At 39.9% G+C, this 22001-nt stretch carries 20 protein-coding genes; 12 read left to right on the top strand and 8 right to left on the bottom strand.

From position 1 onward, the window contains the following. Positions 1-2: 2 nt before the first annotated feature. From B1C82_RS05545 to B1C82_RS05510, 7 genes are all read left to right on the top strand, one after another. On the top strand, positions 3-971 hold the full coding sequence (locus tag B1C82_RS05545; RefSeq protein ID WP_086446607.1) for a PhoH family protein: 969 nt from the start codon (positions 3-5) through the stop codon (positions 969-971). Next, complete coding sequence (locus B1C82_RS05540) at positions 971-3379, top strand: HD family phosphohydrolase (protein WP_086446606.1); 2409 nt, start codon at positions 971-973, stop codon at positions 3377-3379. Before B1C82_RS05545 ends, B1C82_RS05540 begins: the two co-directional genes overlap by 1 nt. Positions 3380-3462: 83 nt before the next feature. After that, the gene (gene ybeY / locus B1C82_RS05535) at positions 3463-3864 is read left to right on the top strand and encodes an rRNA maturation RNase YbeY (RefSeq protein WP_199775816.1); all 402 of its coding nucleotides are present in this window, start codon (positions 3463-3465) and stop codon (positions 3862-3864) included. Then, the gene (gene recO, locus B1C82_RS05530; protein WP_086446604.1) at positions 3837-4619 is read left to right on the top strand and encodes a DNA repair protein RecO; all 783 of its coding nucleotides are present in this window, start codon (positions 3837-3839) and stop codon (positions 4617-4619) included. The genes ybeY and recO overlap by 28 nt, the downstream gene beginning before the upstream one ends. A gap of 259 nt (positions 4620-4878) precedes the next feature. Continuing rightward, positions 4879-6645, top strand: a complete 1767-nt coding sequence (gene argS, locus B1C82_RS05520; RefSeq protein WP_086446602.1) for an arginine--tRNA ligase — start codon at positions 4879-4881, stop codon at positions 6643-6645. Further along, entirely contained in the window at positions 6642-7898 is a 1257-nt protein-coding gene (locus B1C82_RS05515) for a nicotinamide-nucleotide amidohydrolase family protein (protein ID WP_086446601.1), read from the top strand. Before argS ends, B1C82_RS05515 begins: the two co-directional genes overlap by 4 nt. Continuing rightward, positions 7895-8983 (top strand): TolB-like translocation protein, encoded by a 1089-nt coding sequence (locus B1C82_RS05510; RefSeq protein ID WP_086446600.1) that lies wholly within the window; start codon positions 7895-7897, stop codon positions 8981-8983. Before B1C82_RS05515 ends, B1C82_RS05510 begins: the two co-directional genes overlap by 4 nt. 244 nt (positions 8984-9227) lie before the next feature. Here B1C82_RS05510 and B1C82_RS05505 read toward each other — a convergent pair whose 3' ends face one another. The 8 genes from B1C82_RS05505 to lepB all read right to left on the bottom strand — a co-directional run bounded on the left by B1C82_RS05505 (position 9228) and on the right by lepB (position 16238). Then, positions 9228-10223, bottom strand: coding sequence for a response regulator transcription factor (locus B1C82_RS05505; RefSeq protein ID WP_086446599.1), 996 nt, complete (start codon positions 10221-10223; stop codon positions 9228-9230). A 1-nt stretch (position 10224) separates the two neighbouring features. Next, positions 10225-11349: an LIC_12097 family sensor histidine kinase gene (locus tag B1C82_RS05500; RefSeq protein WP_086446598.1), complete on the bottom strand. Its 1125-nt coding sequence runs from the start codon at positions 11347-11349 to the stop codon at positions 10225-10227. A gap of 5 nt (positions 11350-11354) precedes the next feature. Continuing rightward, positions 11355-12029, bottom strand: a complete 675-nt coding sequence (gene lenA / locus B1C82_RS05495) for an endostatin-like outer membrane lipoprotein LenA (protein WP_086446908.1) — start codon at positions 12027-12029, stop codon at positions 11355-11357. A 25-nt stretch (positions 12030-12054) separates the two neighbouring features. After that, complete coding sequence (gene secG / locus B1C82_RS05490) at positions 12055-12435, bottom strand: preprotein translocase subunit SecG (RefSeq protein WP_086446597.1); 381 nt, start codon at positions 12433-12435, stop codon at positions 12055-12057. A 134-nt stretch (positions 12436-12569) separates the two neighbouring features. Beyond that, positions 12570-13322 (bottom strand): triose-phosphate isomerase, encoded by a 753-nt coding sequence (gene tpiA / locus B1C82_RS05485; RefSeq protein ID WP_086446596.1) that lies wholly within the window; start codon positions 13320-13322, stop codon positions 12570-12572. A gap of 24 nt (positions 13323-13346) precedes the next feature. Beyond that, positions 13347-14537, bottom strand: coding sequence for a phosphoglycerate kinase (locus tag B1C82_RS05480; protein WP_086446595.1), 1191 nt, complete (start codon positions 14535-14537; stop codon positions 13347-13349). 3 nt (positions 14538-14540) lie between these two features. Further along, on the bottom strand, positions 14541-15548 hold the full coding sequence (gene gap, locus B1C82_RS05475; protein ID WP_086446594.1) for a type I glyceraldehyde-3-phosphate dehydrogenase: 1008 nt from the start codon (positions 15546-15548) through the stop codon (positions 14541-14543). A 132-nt stretch (positions 15549-15680) separates the two neighbouring features. Then, positions 15681-16238, bottom strand: coding sequence for a signal peptidase I (gene lepB, locus B1C82_RS05470; protein WP_086446593.1), 558 nt, complete (start codon positions 16236-16238; stop codon positions 15681-15683). A 121-nt stretch (positions 16239-16359) separates the two neighbouring features. Here lepB and B1C82_RS05465 point away from each other — a divergent pair, with 121 nt between their 5' ends. The 5 genes from B1C82_RS05465 to B1C82_RS05445 all read left to right on the top strand — a co-directional run bounded on the left by B1C82_RS05465 (position 16360) and on the right by B1C82_RS05445 (position 21978). Then, complete coding sequence (locus B1C82_RS05465; RefSeq protein ID WP_234008432.1) at positions 16360-17883, top strand: LA_3751/LA_3752 family putative glycosyltransferase; 1524 nt, start codon at positions 16360-16362, stop codon at positions 17881-17883. Positions 17884-17984: 101 nt separating this feature from the next. Continuing rightward, positions 17985-18542 (top strand): gamma carbonic anhydrase family protein, encoded by a 558-nt coding sequence (locus B1C82_RS05460; protein ID WP_086446592.1) that lies wholly within the window; start codon positions 17985-17987, stop codon positions 18540-18542. A 51-nt stretch (positions 18543-18593) separates the two neighbouring features. After that, entirely contained in the window at positions 18594-19664 is a 1071-nt protein-coding gene (locus B1C82_RS05455; RefSeq protein ID WP_086446591.1) for a hypothetical protein, read from the top strand. Positions 19665-19787: 123 nt separating this feature from the next. Next, positions 19788-20717, top strand: a complete 930-nt coding sequence (cysK, locus tag B1C82_RS05450; protein WP_086446590.1) for a cysteine synthase A — start codon at positions 19788-19790, stop codon at positions 20715-20717. A 412-nt stretch (positions 20718-21129) separates the two neighbouring features. Then, positions 21130-21978 carry an oxygenase MpaB family protein gene (locus B1C82_RS05445; protein WP_086446589.1) on the top strand — a complete coding sequence of 283 codons (849 nt, stop codon included), beginning with the start codon at positions 21130-21132 and terminating at the stop codon, positions 21976-21978. Positions 21979-22001: the final 23 nt, after the last annotated feature.

The raw sequence follows: 22001 nt of genomic DNA, 5'->3' as shown, positions 1-22001 counted from the left end.
GTATCAGGAAAGAACAATTTACTTTCGAAAACCAAGACCTGTATCGTAAGATCTGCGGGATCAACGATACAGGTGTCAAAAATTTGGAAAAACAATTGGAGATCGATCTAATCCCGAGAGGGAACGGTTTCCAGGTGGAAGGAGTTCCTACAAAGGTAGAATTCGCCTTAGATTTTTTCAGATTATTGGAAACCAATTATCGGGACAGGCCGGACCGTGATTTTACGGACCAATTCGATTTCGGTTATCTTCTTAAACAAGCCACTCGGGAAAAGAAGAAGGAAGAGCGTAAGTCTGACGATGAGCCCTTCAAACCTAACGAAAAAATTCTCACTACATACAAGGGAAAACATCTCTATTCCAGGACTAAAAACCAGGAAAAGTATATTCAATCTTTCTTGAATAATCTGATCACTTTCGGGATTGGTCCTGCGGGAACCGGAAAAACATTCCTGTCAGTTGCAATGGCTTGTAGATTTTTGCAGAATGGGATCGTGGATAAGATCGTTTTGACAAGACCTGCGGTAGAAGCAGGAGAAAATCTTGGATTTTTGCCAGGTGACTTAAATCAAAAAGTGGATCCGTACCTTCGTCCAGTATATGACGCTTTGAACGAATGTATCGGTTTCGAAAAGACCCAAGAATATATTGCACTTACTAAAATTGAGATCGCACCCGTTGCATTCATGAGAGGTAGGACTCTTTCCAAAAGTTTTATCATTTTGGACGAGGCTCAAAACTGTACTCTTGCTCAGCTTAAGATGATTATGACCCGTTTGGGGCGTAATTCCAGGATGTGTATCTCTGGGGACGTGACCCAAGTCGACTTAGAACATGGTAGATCCGGATTCGATCGTGTGGTAAACTTGTTCAGACAGACCGAAGGAATTGGACAGGTATTTTTCGGAAAAGAAGATATCACTAGACATCCTTTGGTAGAAACCATCGTGAGGAAGTTCGAGGAATTGTAATGTTTCCTTTGGGATCACTTTTAGAAAGAGGGATGGCTTGGATCACGGACACTTTGACCAAGATCCGTCCAATTTCTTTCGTCCGAAAATTCCAGGTAATCCTCACTGCGATCACTTTGATCATTGTGACTTGGATGCTCGCGATCCCATTTTTTGGTCAGGACAAAATTAATCTTTCTCAAGACGGTCCTTATTCCGAAGGCAAGAATGCTTTGGATAAAGTTGTCTCCACAAAAGATATTGTTTACGAAGACGAAGAAAAAACAAAGGCCAAAAAATTAAAGGCCTTCCAATCTGCTCCGAATTTTTTTGATAGAGATTATAGAGTTCTAATAGAAGTCATTCGCCCTGCTATCCAAGAGGATATGGAGAGATACAGGGAACCAAAGCCAACTGGAGAAGTGAAAACCTCTGCAGAGTTGTTGGCAGTCGTCCCAAGATGGAAGAATAGATCCAAAGAAGAGTTGGATCTATTACTTAAAACTCCCGGAAAATCTAGAGTTAGAGATCTAGTCCAACAATACAGTAATTTAGTTTTTTCGAATTTTTGTATTTTAAGGGATCAACCAGGCGATTATTCCGCGATTCGTGCTGCAGAAGCAAGAATCCGGAATTCTGGAGCGAGTGGAAACAAAGAGCAGATCTCGTCTGTCGAAGGTGCGCTTGTAATCCCTCGTATGTATCTATACAGGGATAGTGCAACCATTGATACCCTGAACCGTTTAGCTGCTGAGAAGTTACAAGCCACAGATCCCCAACTTCTTTCTATTATCCAAAAACTTGCACTCACTTATGTGTATTCTAATCCAGCTTGTACTTATAATGCCGAAGAAACCAAAAATCAAAAACAAGCCGTTGTGGATAGGACGGAGCCTGTAAGCAGCAGAATCAATGCTGGCGAAACCATAGTGAAAGCGGGGGAGACAATCACTCCTGATATCTATCAGAAATTGCTAATAGTAAATAGATATGCAACTCGTGCAAATGTTGCCTCTATAGCATCTATTCTTTTGATCCAATCTATTTTTGTAATTATAGTATATGCGTTCTTAAAAAAATATAATCCGAAACGTCTGAACGATGTTTCGAGTAACGTGATTGTGTTCACTTTGATCTGGTCTTTGGTGTTATGGGCTTACTTGGCATCCAAGGCATTTTTCAGTTTTGAAAATAGTTACGATTCTGTATTTTACTTCGCACTTGTGATTCCGACAGGGATGGTTTGTCTAATTCTCTCCATGATCTATGACGAGCAATTGTCGATCGCAATAGGGTTTTTCCTTTCCTTCTTTGTGTTTGCCGCTTCAAGATACAATCCTACTTCTTTCATTTTAGCTTTTGTGATGACCGTAGTCGCGGCTACTTACGGTAGAAAAATGAGAAAGAGGATCGATTTTATCAAGGCCGGGTTCTATATGGCCTTGGTCCAAATGTTGATCTCTTCTTCAGGATATTTGTTTGATTCCCGAAATTATTGGGTAGCAGTTCCTTCCGGTTCTCATTTGAGGGACCTTTGGGAATCGAATATATTCAAATTGTATTTATTATGTTTAGTGAATGGCTTTGTTTGTTCCACTTTAACTCAGTTACTTCTTCCTATCTATGAGTATGTGTTCAATATTCCTACCAGATTTAAGCTGTTGGAACTTGCTGATACCGGTCACCCGTTGTTGCAGGATTTGTTAACCAAAGCACCTTCTACTTATACCCATACTTTTTTGGTGGCTGCTATGTCTGAAAGGGCCGCCCAGAATTTGGAACTTGATTGGCTTTTAACAAGAGTGGGTGTGTATTTTCATGATATTGGTAAGATCCCTAACGCTGGATTCTTCGTTGAGAACCAACATTTGATCCCTAAAAAGGAAAATATAGATAAGAATAATCCTGCGAAAGCTGCAAAGATAGTGATCGATCATGTCTTAGACGGAATAGAGATGGCGAAGAAGGCGAGACTTCCTAGAGAAGTGATCGATTTTATTCCGGAACATCATGGAACTTCTACTATGGCGTTCTTCTATCATAAAGCTCTTGCGGAACTTTCTCCTTCTCAGAAGAAAAAACTGAAAAAAGCAGACTTCCAATATCCGGGCCCTAAGCCGCAAAGAAAAGAAACCGCGATCGTGATGATTGCTGATAGCTTGGAAGCGGCAAGTAGATCTTTGGAAGAAGTAACTCCTGAATCATTGGATGCTCTGATCACAAAGATCGTGAACGGAAAATTGGCAGAAAACCAATTGGACGAATGTGGGCTTACTTTAGGAGATCTAGAAGTTGTAAAATATTCTTTCAAAGAAGTTCTTCTTTCAAGTCTTCACTCTAGACCCAAATATCCTAAACCTGAGGATACTAAGGCCTTAGAGGAGAAGAACAAAAATATCCTGGGGAAACACGCCCCTAAGAGTCACTGAACTTGTTCGAATTTTCTTCGGATTTCGATCCGAATTCTCTTCCTTCTTGGTTATCTGAATCTGCTCTTGAGTCTCGTTGGGAAATTTTAAGTGCATTCTCTTTTCCTAATATTACTACACATATCTCTTTGGTTCTGACCGATGATGAATCGATTCAGGAATTGAATCGGGTTCGCAGAGGGAAAAACTATGCAACTGATGTTCTTTCCTTTCCTTTAAGTTTTGATCTAACTCCTTGGGAACTTCCCCCGAACAAAAAAGAAAATTTCGGGCCAATCTTGAGTTTAGGAGAGATAGTGATTTCTTGGGACACATGCATGGCTCAAGCAAAGAACATAGGTCATAGTGAAGAGGATGAATTTTTCAGATTATTCGTTCACGGTTTTTTACATTTAATCGGCTATGATCATGAACGGGGAGAAGAAGACGAGGCTCTAATGAAGGAAAAGGAGGATCTATGCCTGGATCTAATCCTGGGGCCTTAAAAAAGACTACAGGAATCGTGATGGAAAGTCGCATCCTTCCGGAAGGAGATGCATTCCTTCGCCTTCTGCCAGAAGAAGGAGAAGTGGGAAGTTTCCGAGTCAAAGGGATCAAAAAAAGTAAAACAAGACCTATCGCTGCGGTAGAACCTGGATCTCTTACTGTATTAGATTATTATTTCACGCAAGGTCGAGAGACGTTTAACGTAAAAGAGATTGGGCTAATCAGAAGATTCGATAAGGCAAAGACAGGATATTCAGGCACCGTTTTGGTTTCTTATCTGGTGGAACTTGTTTCTTCCTTCTTAACGGAAGGAGGTTCTCATCCAATGGAATATAAACTTCTTCTCGGGGCTTTAAAGGAACTGGATGAGGATGGTTATAAACCTGTATTCTTGCCTTTTTTCAAACTGAAATTATTATATGTGGGCGGCTTCTTAGCGAAGGAGATGGAATGCGCAAGCTGTGGAAAAAATCTCTCGGAGATCCAGTCTTGTAGTTTGGACGAAACCCATTTTGAGATAGTCTGTGGAGATTGTGGAAATCCTAAACCGGACAAGTATGGGCTTGCATTATTCGTCCAAGATTGTCTGGCATTGAGATACAGAGACTTGAAAGACAAAAAGATTTCCCTTGAACTCCTGAAGGAGGCGGATAGCTTAAGCAACCGAGCCTTAAAACCTCTTCTTGGAAGAAGACTTAAATCTGAAGCTATGTTGTACGATTCCTTGGGGGAAAATCTTGGACAAACTTTTTAAAACGGCATTTTTACTCATCTATACCGTCGGGCTAATTTTTCTCATCATTCTTCAGGAAAGATGGGGGAAGAAGGATGTCCCACCTCGTCCAGTAATGGCCGAGGCCGGTAGAAATTGCCAATATCTTGAATGTATCTTCAGGGAGAAAAATCTGGTTCTCGGGGCCCTGGATAAAAGCTGGAAACTGATCGGAAGCAAAAGGTTGTTTCCGGATTGGGATGATAATTCCCCTAAAAAATAGGACATTACAAAAGATAGAATGAAAGAAACGGAAACTCTTAAACAACTAGTTTTAGAAGCTTTAAAGGAAGGAGTAAAACTTTATTGTGAAAAAGAAGCGCCTAACGTTTCTTTTGGGGACCTCAGGATCCGGATAGAATATTCCAGAGAAGAATCCTTTGGAGATTATTCCACTTCTTTCGCTCTGGAAAATTCAAAACTGCTTGGCAAAAAACCTTTAGACTCTGCCGCTCTTCTTGTAGGTTATCTGCAAGCAAAGTCTGATCTATTCGAGAAAGTAGATTTTACTCCTCCAGGTTTTGTGAACTTCAGGATCTCTCCATCTTTCTTGATCCGTTTCTTAGAAAATACGATCCAGAAAAAAGACATTTTTCCTAAATTAGAAAATCCTAAAAAAGTAAATTTAGAATTCGTAAGCGCGAATCCTACAGGACCATTAAATATTGTTTCCGCAAGAGCTGCTGCAACTGGCGAAGCATTTGCAAATCTTCTTAAGGCAGTCGGTCACTCAGTAGATAAAGAATTTTATGTAAACGATTATGGAAACCAGGTGTTTTTACTAGGTGTGTCCACTATGGTGCGTATTAGAGAAGCTCTGGGAGAACCTTCTTCTATCCAAGAGAATGCAGAAGACGGAAGAACCATTGAGGAGCTACTTTCTAATAATGTGATCCCTGCAGAAGGTTATAGAGGGGATTACCTTAATATCATCGCAAAACAATTATTAGAAAATCCGAATACTGAAAAAGAGATTAAGGCTCACATAGATAAAAAGGAATATTCAGCGCTCGCAGAAAAATGTTCCCGTTGGACAGTCGAATCTAACTTGATCTGGCAGAAAAAAGATCTAGATCTATTCGGGGTAGGTTTCGATAGATTTTTTTCTGAAACTACACTCCATGAGTCTGGGAAAGTTTTGGGAGTTCTTGAGAGCCTAAAAAAATCCGGCAAAGTATTTGAGGAAGAAGGAAAGCAGGTCTTTAAATCAGAAGGCTATGGAGACGATAAAAATCGCGTGGTGGTAAGGGACGACGGACGTCCTACATACCTTCTCGCGGACATAGCATATCATAATGACAAAATTTCCAGAGGATATGAGAAGATCATTGATATCTGGGGTCCTGATCATCACGGATATATAGCAAGACTTGCAGGTGCAGTTCAAGCATTAGGTTATCCTAAAGAAAATTTCCAAGTGATTATCGCTCAACAGGTCAACCTTCTTATGGCTGGGCAGAAGATGAAGATGAGTAAACGTGCAGGAGAATTCCAGACAATGGAAGATCTTCTGGGCTATTTAGGGAAACATGCAAAGGACGTGGCTCGTTATTTCTTCACGATGAGGTCTTTGGATTCTCCTCTGGACTTTGACCTCGATCTTGCAAAAGATGAGTCTGATAAGAACCCTGTATTCTATTTACAATATGCTCATGCGAGGGTTTGTTCTATCTTTAGAGAAGTAGGGACGAACTCGGATGCAAACGCATTAGAAAATCTTGAAATGACCGAAGAGAGAAAAAGACTTCTTTTCTGGATCTCTCGTTTCCCGGAAGAAGTGTTAGATGCTGCTGCAACCTTAGAGCCGCATAGGATCGCAAATTATCTGCAAAATCTTGCAAGAGCATTCACTCAATTCTATATAACAAAGAATAATAGACTAAAAGATGCAGATGAGTCTACAAGATTGGGACTCGCAAGAATTTGCCAATCTGTCCGTGTCGTACTTGCAGAAGGTTTAGCTCTACTTGGAGTTTCTGCTCCGGAGAGACTGGAGAAAGAAGATTGAATCCTCCTAGAGTCACAGTCATTTCCACAGGTTCAGAGCTTACAGCGGGAAGAAGCCAAGACACAAATTCTTCATGGATAGCAAATGAACTTTTTGGATTAGGATATTCTACTGAAAAGTTCCTAGTATTGCCAGATGATCCTAAGCTGATCACCGATGAACTAAAAAATTTAGCTTCTGGAGCGTCTAAAGAAAATCCAGTTCTTCTTGTGATGACCGGTGGTCTCGGACCTACTGAAGATGATTATACATTAGAAGTAGTATGCGATCTTACTTCTTCTCAACCTGTCTTAAATGAAAAGGCACATGATAGGCTACAAACGTTGTACAGACTCCGAGGAAAAGGATTCCAAGAGGCTCTAACCACTGCATTAAGACAGGTTTCTATTCCATCTAATTCAACCGTTTTGAATAACTCTGTAGGAATTGCTCCGGGGTTTTGGTCGGAACTCCAACCAGGAGCTTACTTGGCGTGTATGCCTGGAGTTCCTTCTGAGATGGTGACAATGTTTAAAGAGGAATTGGTTCCACTTATCCAAAAACAATTCCATTCTGGAGAACTATACTCAGATTTTCTGTTTATCTGGGGTATGAGCGAGTCTTTATTCCAACAGGAATTTATAATAGATATCGAACCTTTGAAAAGTGGAAAAGCTGTCTGGGGTGTAGCCGCGAAAAAAGGATTTATCCGGGTCACCTATCAATCCGAAAACAAAAGTTTAGTGGAAGAACTGATCCAAAGGACCAAAGAGAAATATCGCGGACTTTGTACAGGGGACTTATTCGAAGAATTTCCTAAACTTCTATCAGAAAGAAAGCTCACTATCGGAACGATAGAAAGTTGCACGGGCGGACTTGCTGCTAAAATACTTACGGATCGTGCTGGCTCTTCGGATTATTTCTTAGGTTCCGTGGTCAGCTATTCTAATCTGATCAAGGAAAATGTAGTTGGGGTTAAAAAAGAAACCCTCGAAGCTCACGGTGCAGTGAGTGAAGAAACAGCGATAGAAATGGCAGATAATGGAGCAAGGTTACTTGGAACGGATCTTTCAATTAGTATTACTGGGATTGCCGGTCCTGGTGGTGGAACTCCTACAAAAAAAGTTGGAACAGTATTTATAGGAACCCATATCAAGGGCGAAAAAACAGAAGTGAAGGAACTCTTTCTACCTTTTAAGAGGGAGCTTTTTAGAGAAGTGGTGGCTGCTACTTCTCTTTATCTAATGTACAATCGATTGAGGAAACTTGTATGATCTCCAGGATTCTGGCCCTAAGTTTAGTATTCTTTTTAGGATTTTATTATTTTTTAGGAAATCCATATGAGTCGGCAAGAACCGTACAAAAAACTTGGTATTGGAATAAAGAATCAAAGTTAGCAAGTTTTCCAGATCCTCGTAGTGATTTTGATCCGGAAAGAATTATCAACGGATATAAAACTAAAACTTCTTATATTCGAATTCCTTGGGGAGAATCTATTCCAACAGACGATTCTCTCAGAATAGAATATCCGCTAAGAGCCAAAGGATATTTAGCTTATAAAAAAATAGGAAGTTCTGTAGAATTTTTTTCAGAAGCAGGAGAACTTCTTTGGACCAAAGATTACAAAAGTTATCCTCGTATTCATCCAGATGGAAATCTTGTATTGTTTTTATCCGGAGATAATAACCAAGTTTTAGTTTCTGATATTAACGGTAATTCTTTGGGTGCGAAAAAATTAGACGGAAGATTTTTAACGGACATCTCATTTGCTCCTAAAGGAATTTCTAATGGAGAAACTGCAGTCCTGTTTTCAGGTGGGGAATTATTCCTTTTAGATGGTAAAGGAGAAAAACTTTTCGAAGCTATATTAGGGGAGAAGGAACCTGTATTTGCAAAAAGCCTTTCTGTTTCGGCAAATGGGCAGAAGATCGCAGTTCATTTTCTAAAAAACAATCGAGACTTTATCCGAGTATATGATAGAGATGGATCCGAATCAGAAGAGTGGAATCTTGGTAGAGTGATCCCATATAAAGTAAATCTTGCTGTTTCAGATAAAGGCGGAGTGCTTGTAGGTTTCTCCGATAAATTGACCTTATATTCTAAATCAGGAAAAGTACTCTTCGAAAAAAATCGAAACAAGGCACAGTCAGTTTACCAAACAGTATTTCATTCCGGATCATGGTTTGCAGGAGAATGGGAAGGAAATTTATTCTTCTTAGATGAAGAAGGTTACATTCTTAAAGAAGAAAAGATCCGCTCCGGAGAAAAACCATTTCGCTTTTATTCGTCTGGTCGCAAAGGAGAAGCTTTCTTGGAAGGCGGATCCGATATCGTTCTTTATCGAGAATTGGTGAGATAGGTTTTAGAGACGCAGCGTTATTGGCACGCAGAGGCGCCAAGTCGCAGAGAGTTGAGTTTGTAGGAATTCCAACATCGTTTACAATTATGAATCTGTGTTTATAACGTTTCTGTAGGAGGTTCCTACAACATTGTTAGAAACTGAAAAAATGAATTACTTTATAGAAAAACCTTACTGCTTGAAAAACTCCACGTCTCAGCGGCTCTGTGTGAGAAAATCTCAGCGACTCTTCTTCCTCTGCGCCTCAAACTTCGTAAATGGATAAAGATTTATAACCTTTATTCGTTTGTTTATCCAATAGTGCGATGATCTCAGTCCGTGTGTCCTTCTCAATATTAAAGATCAACTGATCCGAGATCTCTCTACAAATATACAAACCACGACCATGCGAATCCGCAAGACCCGCAGGCAAACCACTAGGGCTGTCCACAGTGATATGTCTGTCCAAACGTTTTAAAATTTCCTTTTTATTCAAAGAACCGAAATGATCTCGGACTACTACAATATAAGAATTCTCCGCGATTCCATAACCTATTTCGAAATAATCCGTTTCTGCGAGTTGTATATGCTCCAATGGAACCAAAAGATCTCGCGAAGGGAGCTCATATTGGTATTTGGAATTCCCCTTAGAGTCTCTTGGTGCGCGGATCATCGCATTAGAAGTCAGTTCTTCTAGGATTTGCTGGACTGCATTAGGGGCGCCTTTTTCGATCAGGAATTTACCAACACGATTACAGATATAATTGCGGTCCTTGTCGGAACTGATCTTACGGAATACGATCCCGTTTTCCGGCGGAACTAAAAAATCTTCATCTATGTTTCCTTCTATAATCTTAAAATCCGGGCCGAAATACTTTTCTACTCCGAAGATATCTTTCTGCAAAAGTTTTTTGACCATCACAGTGATCAGATTAATGTCCAAGAAGGAATATTTAGGAATGATATTCCAAATATCGTGTTGATAAGCGAAATTGATATAATCATTAATATTATAAGCGGTCATCAAGGAATATTGGACAGAAGGATATTCCTTTTGGATTGTCTTGATCAGATCTAATCCTGACTTTCCTGGCATACGAATATCAGTGATGACCAGATCAATATGTTCATTAGAAAGAATTTTGACTGCCTCATCGTAATTTTCCGCATCGAAAACTTCGTAATCTCGGACCAGGATATCTTTAACCGCTTCCCGGATGGAATGTATATCTTCTACTACTAAGATACGATGTTTGGACAATTTAGTTTCCTTTGGGCTGTACTAATGGAAGAGAAATTTTAAATCTGGTCCTTCTATCATAAGAGCGAACAGTTAATTCTCCGGAATGTTCTCTTACGATTGAGTGGCAGATAGAAAGTCCGAGACCAGTCCCGATCCCTGACTTGTTTTTAGAGAAGAACGGGGAGAAAATTTTATCCAGCATATCTTCTGGAATTCCTCCGGCCGTGTCCTCCACAAAAATATGCATCATATTACGAGTACGTCTGACTTCTACTTTGATCTTACCTTCTCCATAATCGTAAGCTTGTAGAGAGTTTTTGAATAGATTGATGAACAATCTCTCCATCTTGACCGGATTGAATTGGAAGGTCATACCAGGTTCGCTTAAAATTTCCCATTCAGTATTTTTAGAAAGAACAGGATAAACCCAAGTCACAGAATCCTTTGCTTTCATTATGGTTTCATGAATATCTGCGGTAGTAGTAACTAACTTATCCGGTTTAGCAAAACTGATCACATCTAAAACGATCATTGCAGCGCGTGTAAGATCTTCTTTGATCATCTCCAATCTTTTACGGAAAAAAGCCGGATCCATGCTGGATAAATTATTCATCAAGTTTTGCAGAGTAAGACTCATACCTGTGAGTGGGTTATTCAACTCATGAGCAACACCAGAGATAAAAATACCAAGAGAAGCAAGGTTACGTATTCTAAGGTTTTCTTCTTCTTTTTCTTTGATACGAGTGATATTGCTGATTTTCTCCACTATGGAGACAATACTCCCGTCCTTACGAATTGGGAAAAAATCTAAGTATAATGTTTCCTTTTGGTCATTGGCTACGTGAAAAATTTCGCGTCCAACTTCTCCCTTACCTTCGAATTGTGCGTCAAAGTCAGGTTCGTTTTCATGATGATCCTTCATCGGACAGTAAGGACAGACTGCAGAACGGTTGTAGAGAATTTCGTAACATTTTCTGCCGAGGATAGAAGGGAAGTCGGGCTCACTCGAAAATTCAAGAGTGGCCTTGTTTACACGACGGACCCTGAAGCCCGAGTCTATTAAAACTAAGGGCTCTGTGATTCCGTCTAGAATTGCTTGGAGTTCCTCCGCTCTTTCGTGGAGGTTTTCCATTAGGGATGACATCCGGATCAATATTCTAGGGATTCTTTATAACTTTGCAGTAATTTTTTTTGATTTCTGGAAGAATGTTGAGACTGCATTTCCTGAAGTCTTAGAACGTGCACAAAAAAATCCTCGATCAGCTTTAAGTAAAATTCTTTCTTAAACTCGGACCTATCCCGGTTTACCCCCTCATCAGGTAGGTAATTCAGAGGATATTCTGCCTCTTTTCCGTTCTTATCCGCATAGATGACCAGATCATCCACGTTATTATCCAAAGGGGTAGTGTCCGTCATGCGGATCATGATCGTATCTTCTGCAGAATAATTCGCAGTTTTAATTTCTGAAACCACCTTAGAAAGAGTGGAACCGTTAAATTCCAGAAGAATGGACTTTTCTTCTGCTCTTTCTATCCCGCCAGGAGTAGTAGACTGGGTCACAGAGAACTTAGTAATCTTCACACCTTTACGGTTTGGAAAATTTCCCACCCAAGTTACCAAGGTCCCGATCGGTAGAGCTTCCATTCTTTCAAATTTTAAAAGTTCTCTCGCAACACTTAGGCTTTCATAAGCGCGCAAGATCCTTTGGTTCAACATTTGGGTAGAAGAAGCAGTTCCGCTCTGGGATTTTGTCGCATCTTGGTTCTGAGCGATGGAAGGAATTAAGGAAAGGAGAAGAAGGAGCGAAATGAAGACGGCTCTCAGAACCGTCTTCGGAAAGAGATAAAAATTAAGGTTTAGGTTGCGCTGGAGCTGGAGTGTTAGGTGCGGTAGTAGGCGCGGATTCTTGGGCATTTGTCCCTCCTTGGTTGCCCTGGGCCTCTTCCGCAACAGGTGGAGGAAGGATCTCAGGCGTTGGAGTGGTATTGTATCCGCTAGTCTTCGCAAAAAGGAAAGAAAGAATCAATGACAGTGCCAAAAAAGTGAGTCCAGCAACTCTGGTTGCTTTAGTTAAAACATCCGCAGTAGAGGAACCGAAAACAGATTGGCTTGCTCCTCCACCAAGAACTCCACCCATTCCTCCTTTGCCTGTTTGGATCATGACAAGAAGGATCAAAAATAGACTGACGAAAACGAAAAGAACAAGGATGGTTCCGGTGATAAAGCCCATGAGTCGAATTCCTAAAGGTAAAAAGGTATGTTTTTTGGCGAAATAATCCGCTTTAAATCCAAACTACCGCCAAGCCCTAGGCTGACAAGCCGTTTCGGGGTTTCCAAAGCGGACTCTATGACGGTAGTAATAAATTAGAATAAAGCTAAGAAACTTTCCAGCTTTTGGCTGGCCCCACCTACGAGCCCACCATCTATGTCCGCTTGGGATAGTAGTTCCTTCACGTTATCGGCTTTTACTGAACCGCCATAAAGGATAGGCATAACATCAGAGATTGTTTTTCCATTTTGGAATAATCCGGAAATCTCTTTTCTGATAAATGCATGAGCTTCTTGTGCTTGAGCAGGAGTCGCTACTTTGCCGGTTCCGATCGCCCAAACAGGTTCGTAAGCCACCCAAATACGAGAGAATTGATCACTTTCGATTGAACCTAAACCTTCTTGGATCTGTTTTTGAAGGACCTCAAAGGTTTTGCCAGATTCTCTTTCTGCCAAAGTTTCTCCTACACAATACACAGCGGTGAAACCATGTTTGGTAAGGTAAGAGATCTTTTGATTGCAGAATACGCTTGTTTCACCCAAGAATTGTCTTCTTTCAGAGTGCCCAACAAGTGCAAATTTTATCCCTAATTCTGAAAGTTGGTCTGGACCTGTTTCTCCAGTCATAGCAGTAAGAGGAGCAGGGTAGATATTCTGTGCTCCTGCTGCAATTTTCGAATTTTCTAATATTCGAGCAACTGCAGCAAGATGAATAGAAGAAGGAAATACAACCGCCTTTTTATTATCTGGGAGAGAAGAAGACTTTTCCTTTAGGCCGCTTGCGAGTGCCAATGCTTCCTTTTCGGAAAGATTCATTTTCCAGTTACCAGCGATAATTTTAGGGCGCATATATATTTCCTTTAATTCTTTAGATTATTGTTTTAGAAGAGCAACAACTCCAGGGAGTTTTTTACCTTCTAAAAATTCTAAGGAGGCTCCTCCTCCAGTAGAAACGTGAGTGATCTTATCTTCGACTTTCGCCTTATTGATCGCAGCGATGGAATCTCCTCCACCTACGACAGTTCTGGCCTTAGACTTAGAAACCGCTTTTGCGATTGCCATAGTTCCAGGTGCGAATTTATCGAATTCAAAAACTCCCATTGGTCCATTCCAAACGATGGTTGCCGCATTCTTAATTACTTTTTCGTAATTTGCAATCGTCTTAGGACCGATATCCATTCCCATCCAACCGTCCAAAATCCCCATTTTGTCTACGGTTTTGGTCTTTGCGTTCGCATCAAATTTATCAGCGATCACGTGATCCACAGGAAGTTGAAAATCTACACCTGCGACTCCGGCTCTTTCAATCAGTTGGAAAGCTTCTACTTCGAAATCTTTTTCAACTAATGAATTTCCGACTGGAATGGCCCTGGATTTCAGGAATGTGTAAGCCATTCCTCCGCCGATCAAAATATGATCTACTTTTTCGATCAGGTTTTTAATCACACTGATCTTAGAAGAAACCTTGGAACCTCCGATGATTGCTACGAAAGGTTTTGCGGGGCGGGAAAGAAGGGAAGAAAGTTCGGTGATCTCTTTATACATCAACAAACCTGCAAAAGAAGGCAGAAGATGGGCAATTCCTTCCGTAGAAGCGTGGGCTCTATGAGCTGCACCGAATGCGTCGTTTACATAAACATCAGCAAGAGCAGCTAAACTTTTGGAAAAAGCAGCATTATTCTCTTCTTCTTCTTTATGGAAACGTAAATTTTCAAGGACCAGGATCTCGCCGTCTTTAAGTTCCTTGGAAAGTTTTACGACATTTTCTCCGATCACGTCTTTGGAGAATATTACGGAAGTTTTAACTAAACCTTTAAAAACTTCGTAAACTGGTTCCATAGAGTATTGAGGATCCGGTTTACCTTTAGGCCGACCAAGGTGGCTTGCGATCACCACCCTAGCACCTTTTTTTACCAAAAGTTCAATTGTAGGAAGAGTCTTTTCAATTCGAGTCTTGTCGGTAACTTTTCCGTTATCCAGAGGGACGTTAAAATCGACCCTCAGAAAAACTCGTTTCCCCTTGACGTCCTCGTTTTCGAGTCTAGGTAACTGGGGTATTTGCATTTATTAACCTTTTTTAGCCATGTAACGGATTAGGTCTAGAACTCTGTTAGAGTAACCCATCTCGTTATCATACCAGGAAACCAATTTAAAAAATCTGGAATTCAACTCGATACAAGCGTCCGCATCGAAGATAGAAGATAGGGTAGAACTTAAGAAGTCGTTAGAAACAACCATCTCATCGGTGTATCCTAAAATTCCTTTCATTGCACCTTCAGAAGCTTCTTTCATTTTTGCAGAAATTTCTTTTAAGCTGGTTTCTTTAGTAGTTCTAACAGTTAAGTCCACAACAGAAACGTCTGGAGTTGGAACTCTGAAAGACATACCAGTAAGCTTTCCATTTACTTCAGGAATACAAAGACCAACCGCTTTAGCAGCACCTGTAGAAGCCGGGATGATATTTTGCATTGCGCCTCTTCCACCTCTCCAGTCTTTTTTAGAAGGACCGTCAACAGTAGGTTGAGTTGCAGTAGTAGCGTGGATAGTGGTCATTAGACCTTCTTCAATCCCGAAATTGTCTAGAACTACTTTAGTGATTGGAGCCAAACAGTTAGTAGTGCAGGAAGCGTTGGAAACAACATGATCCTTGCTTGGATCGTATTTCTCGTTATTTACTCCCATTACAAAAGTAGGGATGTCTTTGTCTTTTGCAGGAGCGGAGATCACTACTTTTTTAGCGCCTGCTTTGATATGTTTTTCAGCGCCGACTCTGTCAGTGAATAGACCAGTAGATTCGATCACATAGTCCACTTTTAGATCTTTCCAAGGGAGTTTTTCTGGATCTCTTTCGGATACACAAAGAACTTTTTTGCCATCTACGATCAATGCATCGTCAGTATGAGAAACGGTTCCGTTAAAACGTCCATGAGTAGAATCGTATTTTAAAAGATATCCCAGGTTGTCTGGGGTTACTAGGTCGTTAATTGCTACAAATTCAATATTTGGGTCTTTGATCCCGGAACGGAATACCAAGCGACCGATTCGGCCAAAACCGTTAATAGCGATTCTTGTCATTTTCTTCCCTTTATTTCCTTAATGTTATTTGATAAAACGAGGAGCTGTAAGCTCTCAAATACATGTTTTTATAACAAAACCATCCTGAAAATCCGTTTTTTGGTGAATTTTGTAACGGATTCTAGGGTTGATTTACAGGACTTTGCCTAGGATCTTTTCAAAAGGTAAGGGGCCGAAATCTCTGGAATCCACGCAGTCATCTCGGTTATCGCATAGTAAAAAGTAATTTCGATCTTCTATAGTAAGGTTAGAAAGATTGTCCCGGTTAGAGTATGTTTCTGAGAAAGCTGGTCTAACATCCTTGAATTGTAAGGAGAAGTCTGATTTTTCCTGAGCCTCAGAGATACCGTTTCTATAAAGAATCTTATCCTTGATAGAGATCTGGTCTCCTGATTTTCCCATAATACGTACAAGCGCTACTTTTCCTTTTTGGGTAGGATGTTCGACTAGGACCACATCACCTAAAAACAAGGATGAATCCCGAACAAATCGGGAGATATAAATTCTCTTTCCCTTTGGGAGAGCTGGAGACATTTCTTCCGTTTCTGGGACAAACGGAAAAATAAACCAGATCCGAATAATAGCCGCCAAGGTAAAACCGGCTACTAGAGAGATCGAAATTATCTGAGCGAATTTCTTTCGGTCAAATTTTTTTTCCTTCTCTCCGAACTCTTTTTTCAATGAGAACATTATAAGCTAAGGTATGAATGGATAGAAAATGGGCAAAGTAGATTTTATTCAAAAAAAAGTTGAAATATAAGATTTTCGAGGGTTATATATTCCGATTCGAAAATAAAGGATATACTTTTCCTTGGATAAAATTGGCAGAAAAAATCTAATTTCAAAACTTCAGTTTTTATTTCCACTTAGCTGTATTATATTCACAGCATTATTCATATTCAAGATAGATGCAAATTCAGTTTTAGTTTCAGATAACCAAAACAAAATCGTCCAGGCACAGGCATTCGTAGATTCAGGATTCAAAAGCCAATACTTCAGCTGCAAAATTTTAGAAGATTTAGGCGGATGCAATTTTTTTCCAAGTTGGCAGGTGCATCGAGAAAACGGGATTTCCGGTCCATTCCCTGTAGCATTCTCTCTATTTGCTTCTTTGTTTGGTCTATTAGGAGATTATAGTTTTCTATTTTATGTTTCTATTTTGTTCTTTTGGATCGGAGTATTTTTCTTAAAATTCGAATTAAATTTGAGGTGGGCTTCCGTTCTTTTTTTAAGCATTGGGCCTACTTTTTTTCATTCTGCATTATTTCCTGATTATTCCATTACATTTCTTCTAACCTGTGTTGGTCTTACGTTTTACGCCTGCCCTGTAAAGAATAGGCCGCTCGGAATTTTTATAGGTTTTTTTGTTGGACTCGGATTTTTCTTCCGACCAGAAAATGCAATTTTGTATTTCTTATTGGGCGTACTTCATCTATTCGAATTCATTTATAAAGGAAGAGCGGAAGTTTCTGTAAGAGATAAGGACAGACTGGTTCTACTCATTGGAACAGGTATCGGGATCATATTTTACGGAATTCTAAATTATTATCTGTACGGTTCTGCTTTGGGAACAAGAATAGAAACCAATGCGAAAATAGGCTGGGATACAGGATTTGAAAAATACTTTTCTCTACTCATTTTCGGACATGGAAGGATTGGATTTTTGTATTTCTGCCCTTGGGTATTACTTTGGTTGGTCTACTTTCTTATTCGCTGGAAAGAACTCGAAAAATATGAAAGAAAACTTTCCCTTTCAGTTTTAATTTCCCTCTTTTTGGGTGCTTATCTTGCTCCAAACGATTCTAATATAGATTGGGGAACTAGATATTTATCTTGGCTGATGGTCCCGGTTGTTGTTTTATTTTTCTCAAAAAAGAATTCAGAGAGAATTCCAAAGATTGTTTGGGTTTTGACATACATATTATTTTTAGTGACCTTATACTTCTCTAAGATCTACTTTTTAACTCAGGAAAAACTTTCCAAAGAATATGTGAAATACAACGAATTCTTATTGGATTCGAATCCGGATATTTACATTACAACTGACCCAAGCATATCTGCGTTATTTGGTCAGGAAATTTTACGTAAAAAAGTAATGAGGATAGGAACTCTAAAAGATATACCAAAATTAACTAGAATTCTTTCTTCTAAAAGAGGATCTATTGCCTTAGTGCGTTATGAACCTATCACATTATCTATTCTGAAAAGTGTAGGAAAAAACAAATCTGAAAAATTAGGTACCGAAATGGAAGATTGGTTTTTAAGATCAGGATGGAACAAGACCTCAAAACAATCTTTAGAAAAGATAGAAATTCTAAAATTTGTGCGAAATTAAATTTCGATACGTGAGCGACCTAGTTAAAGAAAGCATCCATATTTTGGACTTGTGTCGCTCAAGGAATGTTGTAAGATTGAACTGCGATTGAGGGAAAAACAATGCAAGAAGTACATCTAGCCGGAAATATATTAGAATATATGGGTAAACGTCCTATCTTTAAAGACGGAGTGTTCCTAGCTCCAGGTTCTTTAGTAGTAGGGGACGTCGTAATAGGAAAAGATTCTTCAATCTGGTTCCAAACTTTGATACGTGGAGATGTGAATTATATTCGTATCGGGGACAATGTAAATATACAAGATATGACAGTAGTTCATGTTTCCAGAAACACTCATCCAGTGGAAATAGGGGATAATGTATCTGTAGGTCACAGAGCTGTTCTTCATGGATGCAAACTTAAAAATAATTCGTTCGTAGGAATGGGAGCAATTATCATGGATGGGGTTGAGTTAGGAGAATACTCTTTTGTAGCCGCGGGTGCCATGATAACTCCGGGCAAAATTATTCCACCAGGCGTAATGGTAATGGGATCTCCTGGAAAGATCATTAGAGACATCACGGAAGAAGAAAGGAATTTGATCGAGAGAACCGCTGCAAATTACGTTAGCTATAAGAATAATTATTTGGATGATTTCTCCTATAGGATCAGCATAGTTTAATTTTCTAAAAATTTCCTATACGTTTAGGGAATATGCTGAATACTTTACTATGTGAGCGAAGCAAAAGTTCCAGGAGTATATCTAAGAGGGACAGGGGTCATAGGCTGGCCTCTGGCTTCTTTGTTATTATTATTAAAGAATAAATTTGGCGGATTCCAAGTATTTGTGGAGCCCTACAAATTACAAAAATCCGAAATACCTCAGATACTTTCCCTGCTTGAAAAAGGTGGGATCATAGTAGACGACGGTGCGAATAGGGTCAGGGACTTTTTTCCAGAATGGATCTCCAAGCAAGATGCATTGTCCCAATGCCAGGTGGTTTGCGATTCTTCTCCTCCCGGAGTTGCGGACAAAAGAAAATCGGAATACTCAGAACAGATCTACGATCTGATCAAAATTTTCATCGCTCAGGGAAGTGAACATTCTTTCGGACCTCAATTTATATATCCGGAAAGCGCTCCTCTCTTAGAAAAAAATCCACCTAAGTTTATACATGTGTCTACATGTAACACTCATACATTAGCTGGAATACTCAGGCCCTTCTATTCAGAAAAACCGCAAGAACTTGCAAGTATCATCGAAGAAGCCGATTTTTTCGTGATTAGACGGGATGCGGACATGGCCAAAAATGATCCTCACGTAACTGGGCCTTTGCTTGTTCTTCCTGAATCAGAAACGGGAACCCACCACGGAAGATTATTGAACGAGGTATATAACGATTTAGGTTTTAAGATCAAATTGGGATCTTCTTCCGTAACGATTAACTCACCTTATATGCACCTGATCCGTTTTCATCTCCGCTTAAAAAGAGAAATTACTAAAGAATGGCTCGTTTCAAAGATTAATAATGATCCATTCTTAAGTATCACAGAACTTGTTTCTACGAACTCAATTTTCTCTTCAGGAAGAGATCGCGGATTATACGGCAGGATTTTTTCTCATGCTGTATTCCCGCTTTCTGCCTTGGAAGTGAATGGAAAAGAAGTGCGAGGATATGCAGCCACACCTGGTGATTCTAATGTGCATATTTCTAGTATTTATGCGGTTTATAAAGGATTAGGACTTTCTTGGGGACCGGAAACAGAAGCCTTTTTAGCCGGAATTGTCTTGAAAGAAGTTTAGATCTTCTTAGAAATATCCAGACAGTTTCGATCTTTTTTCATTGATCGCATTTGATATATTGAAAAAGATGTTTAATATATTGACAAGTTCACAAAAATTCAGCTCCAGAGGTAGGAATTCCTAATGAAAGCAAATAATATCTTAGAGACGATCGGTAATACTCCCCACGTAAAAATCAACCGACTCTTTGGATCTAAATACAATGTATATTCTAAATTAGAGCGTAGCAATCCAGGCGGTTCTATCAAGGATCGTATCGCGCTTTCTATGATCGAGGACGCTGAAAAAAGCGGAAAACTCACTAAGGATACAGTAATCATCGAGCCAACTTCCGGAAACACTGGAATCGGTTTGGCACTTGTTGCGGCAGTTAAAGGATACCGTTTAATCCTGGTTATGCCTGAGTCTATGAGTGTGGAAAGAAGAAGAATTATGGCTGCTTACGGCGCAGAATTCGACCTAACTCCTCGTGAAAAAGGAATGCCTGGCGCAATCGAAAGAGCAAAACAACTGGTCTCTGAAAATCCAAAAGCTTGGATGCCTCAACAGTTCGAGAACGAAGCAAATATTAAAGTTCATATTGAAACAACTGCTGCAGAGATCCTGAAAGATTTTCCTAACGGAGTGGATGCTCTGATCACAGGAGTAGGAACAGGCGGACATATCACTGGAGTTGCAAAGGTTTTAAAGGAGAAGTTCCCTAAAACTAAAGTATTCGCAGTTGAGCCGGAAGCTTCCCCTGTAATTTCCGGAGGAAAACCTGGACCACACCCCATCCAAGGAATTGGAGCTGGATTCATTCCTAAAAACTTACACACCGATCTACTAGACGGAGTTATCCAAGTTTCTAAGGACGAGGCTTTCGAATATGCACTTCGTGCAGCAAAAGAAGAAGGTATTTTCTTAGGGGTATCTTCCGGTGCAGCTCTTGCAGCGGTTGCTAAAAAACTTCCTGAGCTTCCGGAAGGAGCTACAGTTCTTACTTTCAATTACGACACTGGCGAAAGATATCTTTCTATCGAAGGACTTTTCCCAGTTCCGTCTAACGGCTAAGAATAGACCACAATCTTTCCTATCTAAAATCCCGGCGGTAACGTCGGGATTTTTTTGTATTTTCCCAAAGATACATTTCGCAAGGGAGCAAACGGAGAAGCTGGCGAGTAAATATGATGTAGGAGTTCCTACATCATTTCTAAAAAATAATCTGGTTGTAAGAAATCACTTTTTATGATAACTCCATCGGGGTACCACCGCACCGGCCCCCACCCTAAGCGGGCGGGGAAACTTTAACTTACGTAGGAATTCCTACAACTCCACCCTCTGTGGCTCCGCGACTCTGCGTGCTAAAACCCTTTTGTTTGAAATAAAAGCATTATAATAAAAGACTTGCGTTTCAAATTTAACCGAACATCTGTGCGAAAAAGAGATAAATCAAAAGTTCGGTATCAAAGGAAAAAATAAACAGATGTTCAACCGTTTGAAAATATTAAAACAAATTAATGAATTAGATGCGGAGAAGGATGCGCAAAAGATCGTATTCCTTTCGGGAAGTTATGATTTTCCTCAGGATGTGGAAATTTCACTCGCAATATCTTTCTTCAGGACATTTGCAATTCCCTCTATTTCAAAAATATTGAATACAACCAAACGATTCGAATCTGCAGGACAAAAAAGATATGACGATACCGCGCTTATCCTCGCAGAATTTATAGAGAACGGACTGGACAGCGAAAGAGGAAGAGAAGCCATTAGAAGACTGAACCAGATCCACAAAGAATATGATATCAAGAACGAAGACTTTCTTTATACACTTACAACTTTTATATTCGAGCCGGATCGATGGAACCAAAAGTTCGGCTGGAGAAAGAGTACCGAAAAGGAAAGACTCGCCAATTTCTATCTCTGGAAACGGATCGGAAAAATGATGAATATCAAAAATATTCCGGAAACCTACGAAGAAATGCTGGAGTTCAATTTACGTTTCGAAAAGGAAAAATTTCGCCGCACTGCTGACTCCGAACAAGTAGCACGTGCTACCATGAAGATCGCTTCTGCCAGAATTCCTAAAATCCCTGGTCTGGAATATTTAGTATATCATGCAGTATATTCACTTATGGATAAACCTCTTAGAGAGGCTATGGGATTTCCGAAAGCTAATCCGATTATTGCAGCTCTGACCTACGCAGTCTTAAAATTTAGGGCATTTGCCTTGAGATATTTTTGGCCGCCTCGGAAAACTCCCTATTACGTAACCAAAAGAAATAACCCTACTTATCCGAACGGATATTTGATTGAAGAGTTAGGACCTCATTAGAAAAATACGGAAGGGCCGGATTT

It is taken from the genome of Leptospira venezuelensis (genome assembly GCF_002150035.1).
In the GTDB taxonomy this organism is placed as follows: domain Bacteria; phylum Spirochaetota; class Leptospiria; order Leptospirales; family Leptospiraceae; genus Leptospira_B; species Leptospira_B venezuelensis.
The sequence above is the reverse complement of the archived record's forward strand: the minus strand, read 5'-3'. Positions and strand labels throughout refer to the sequence as shown.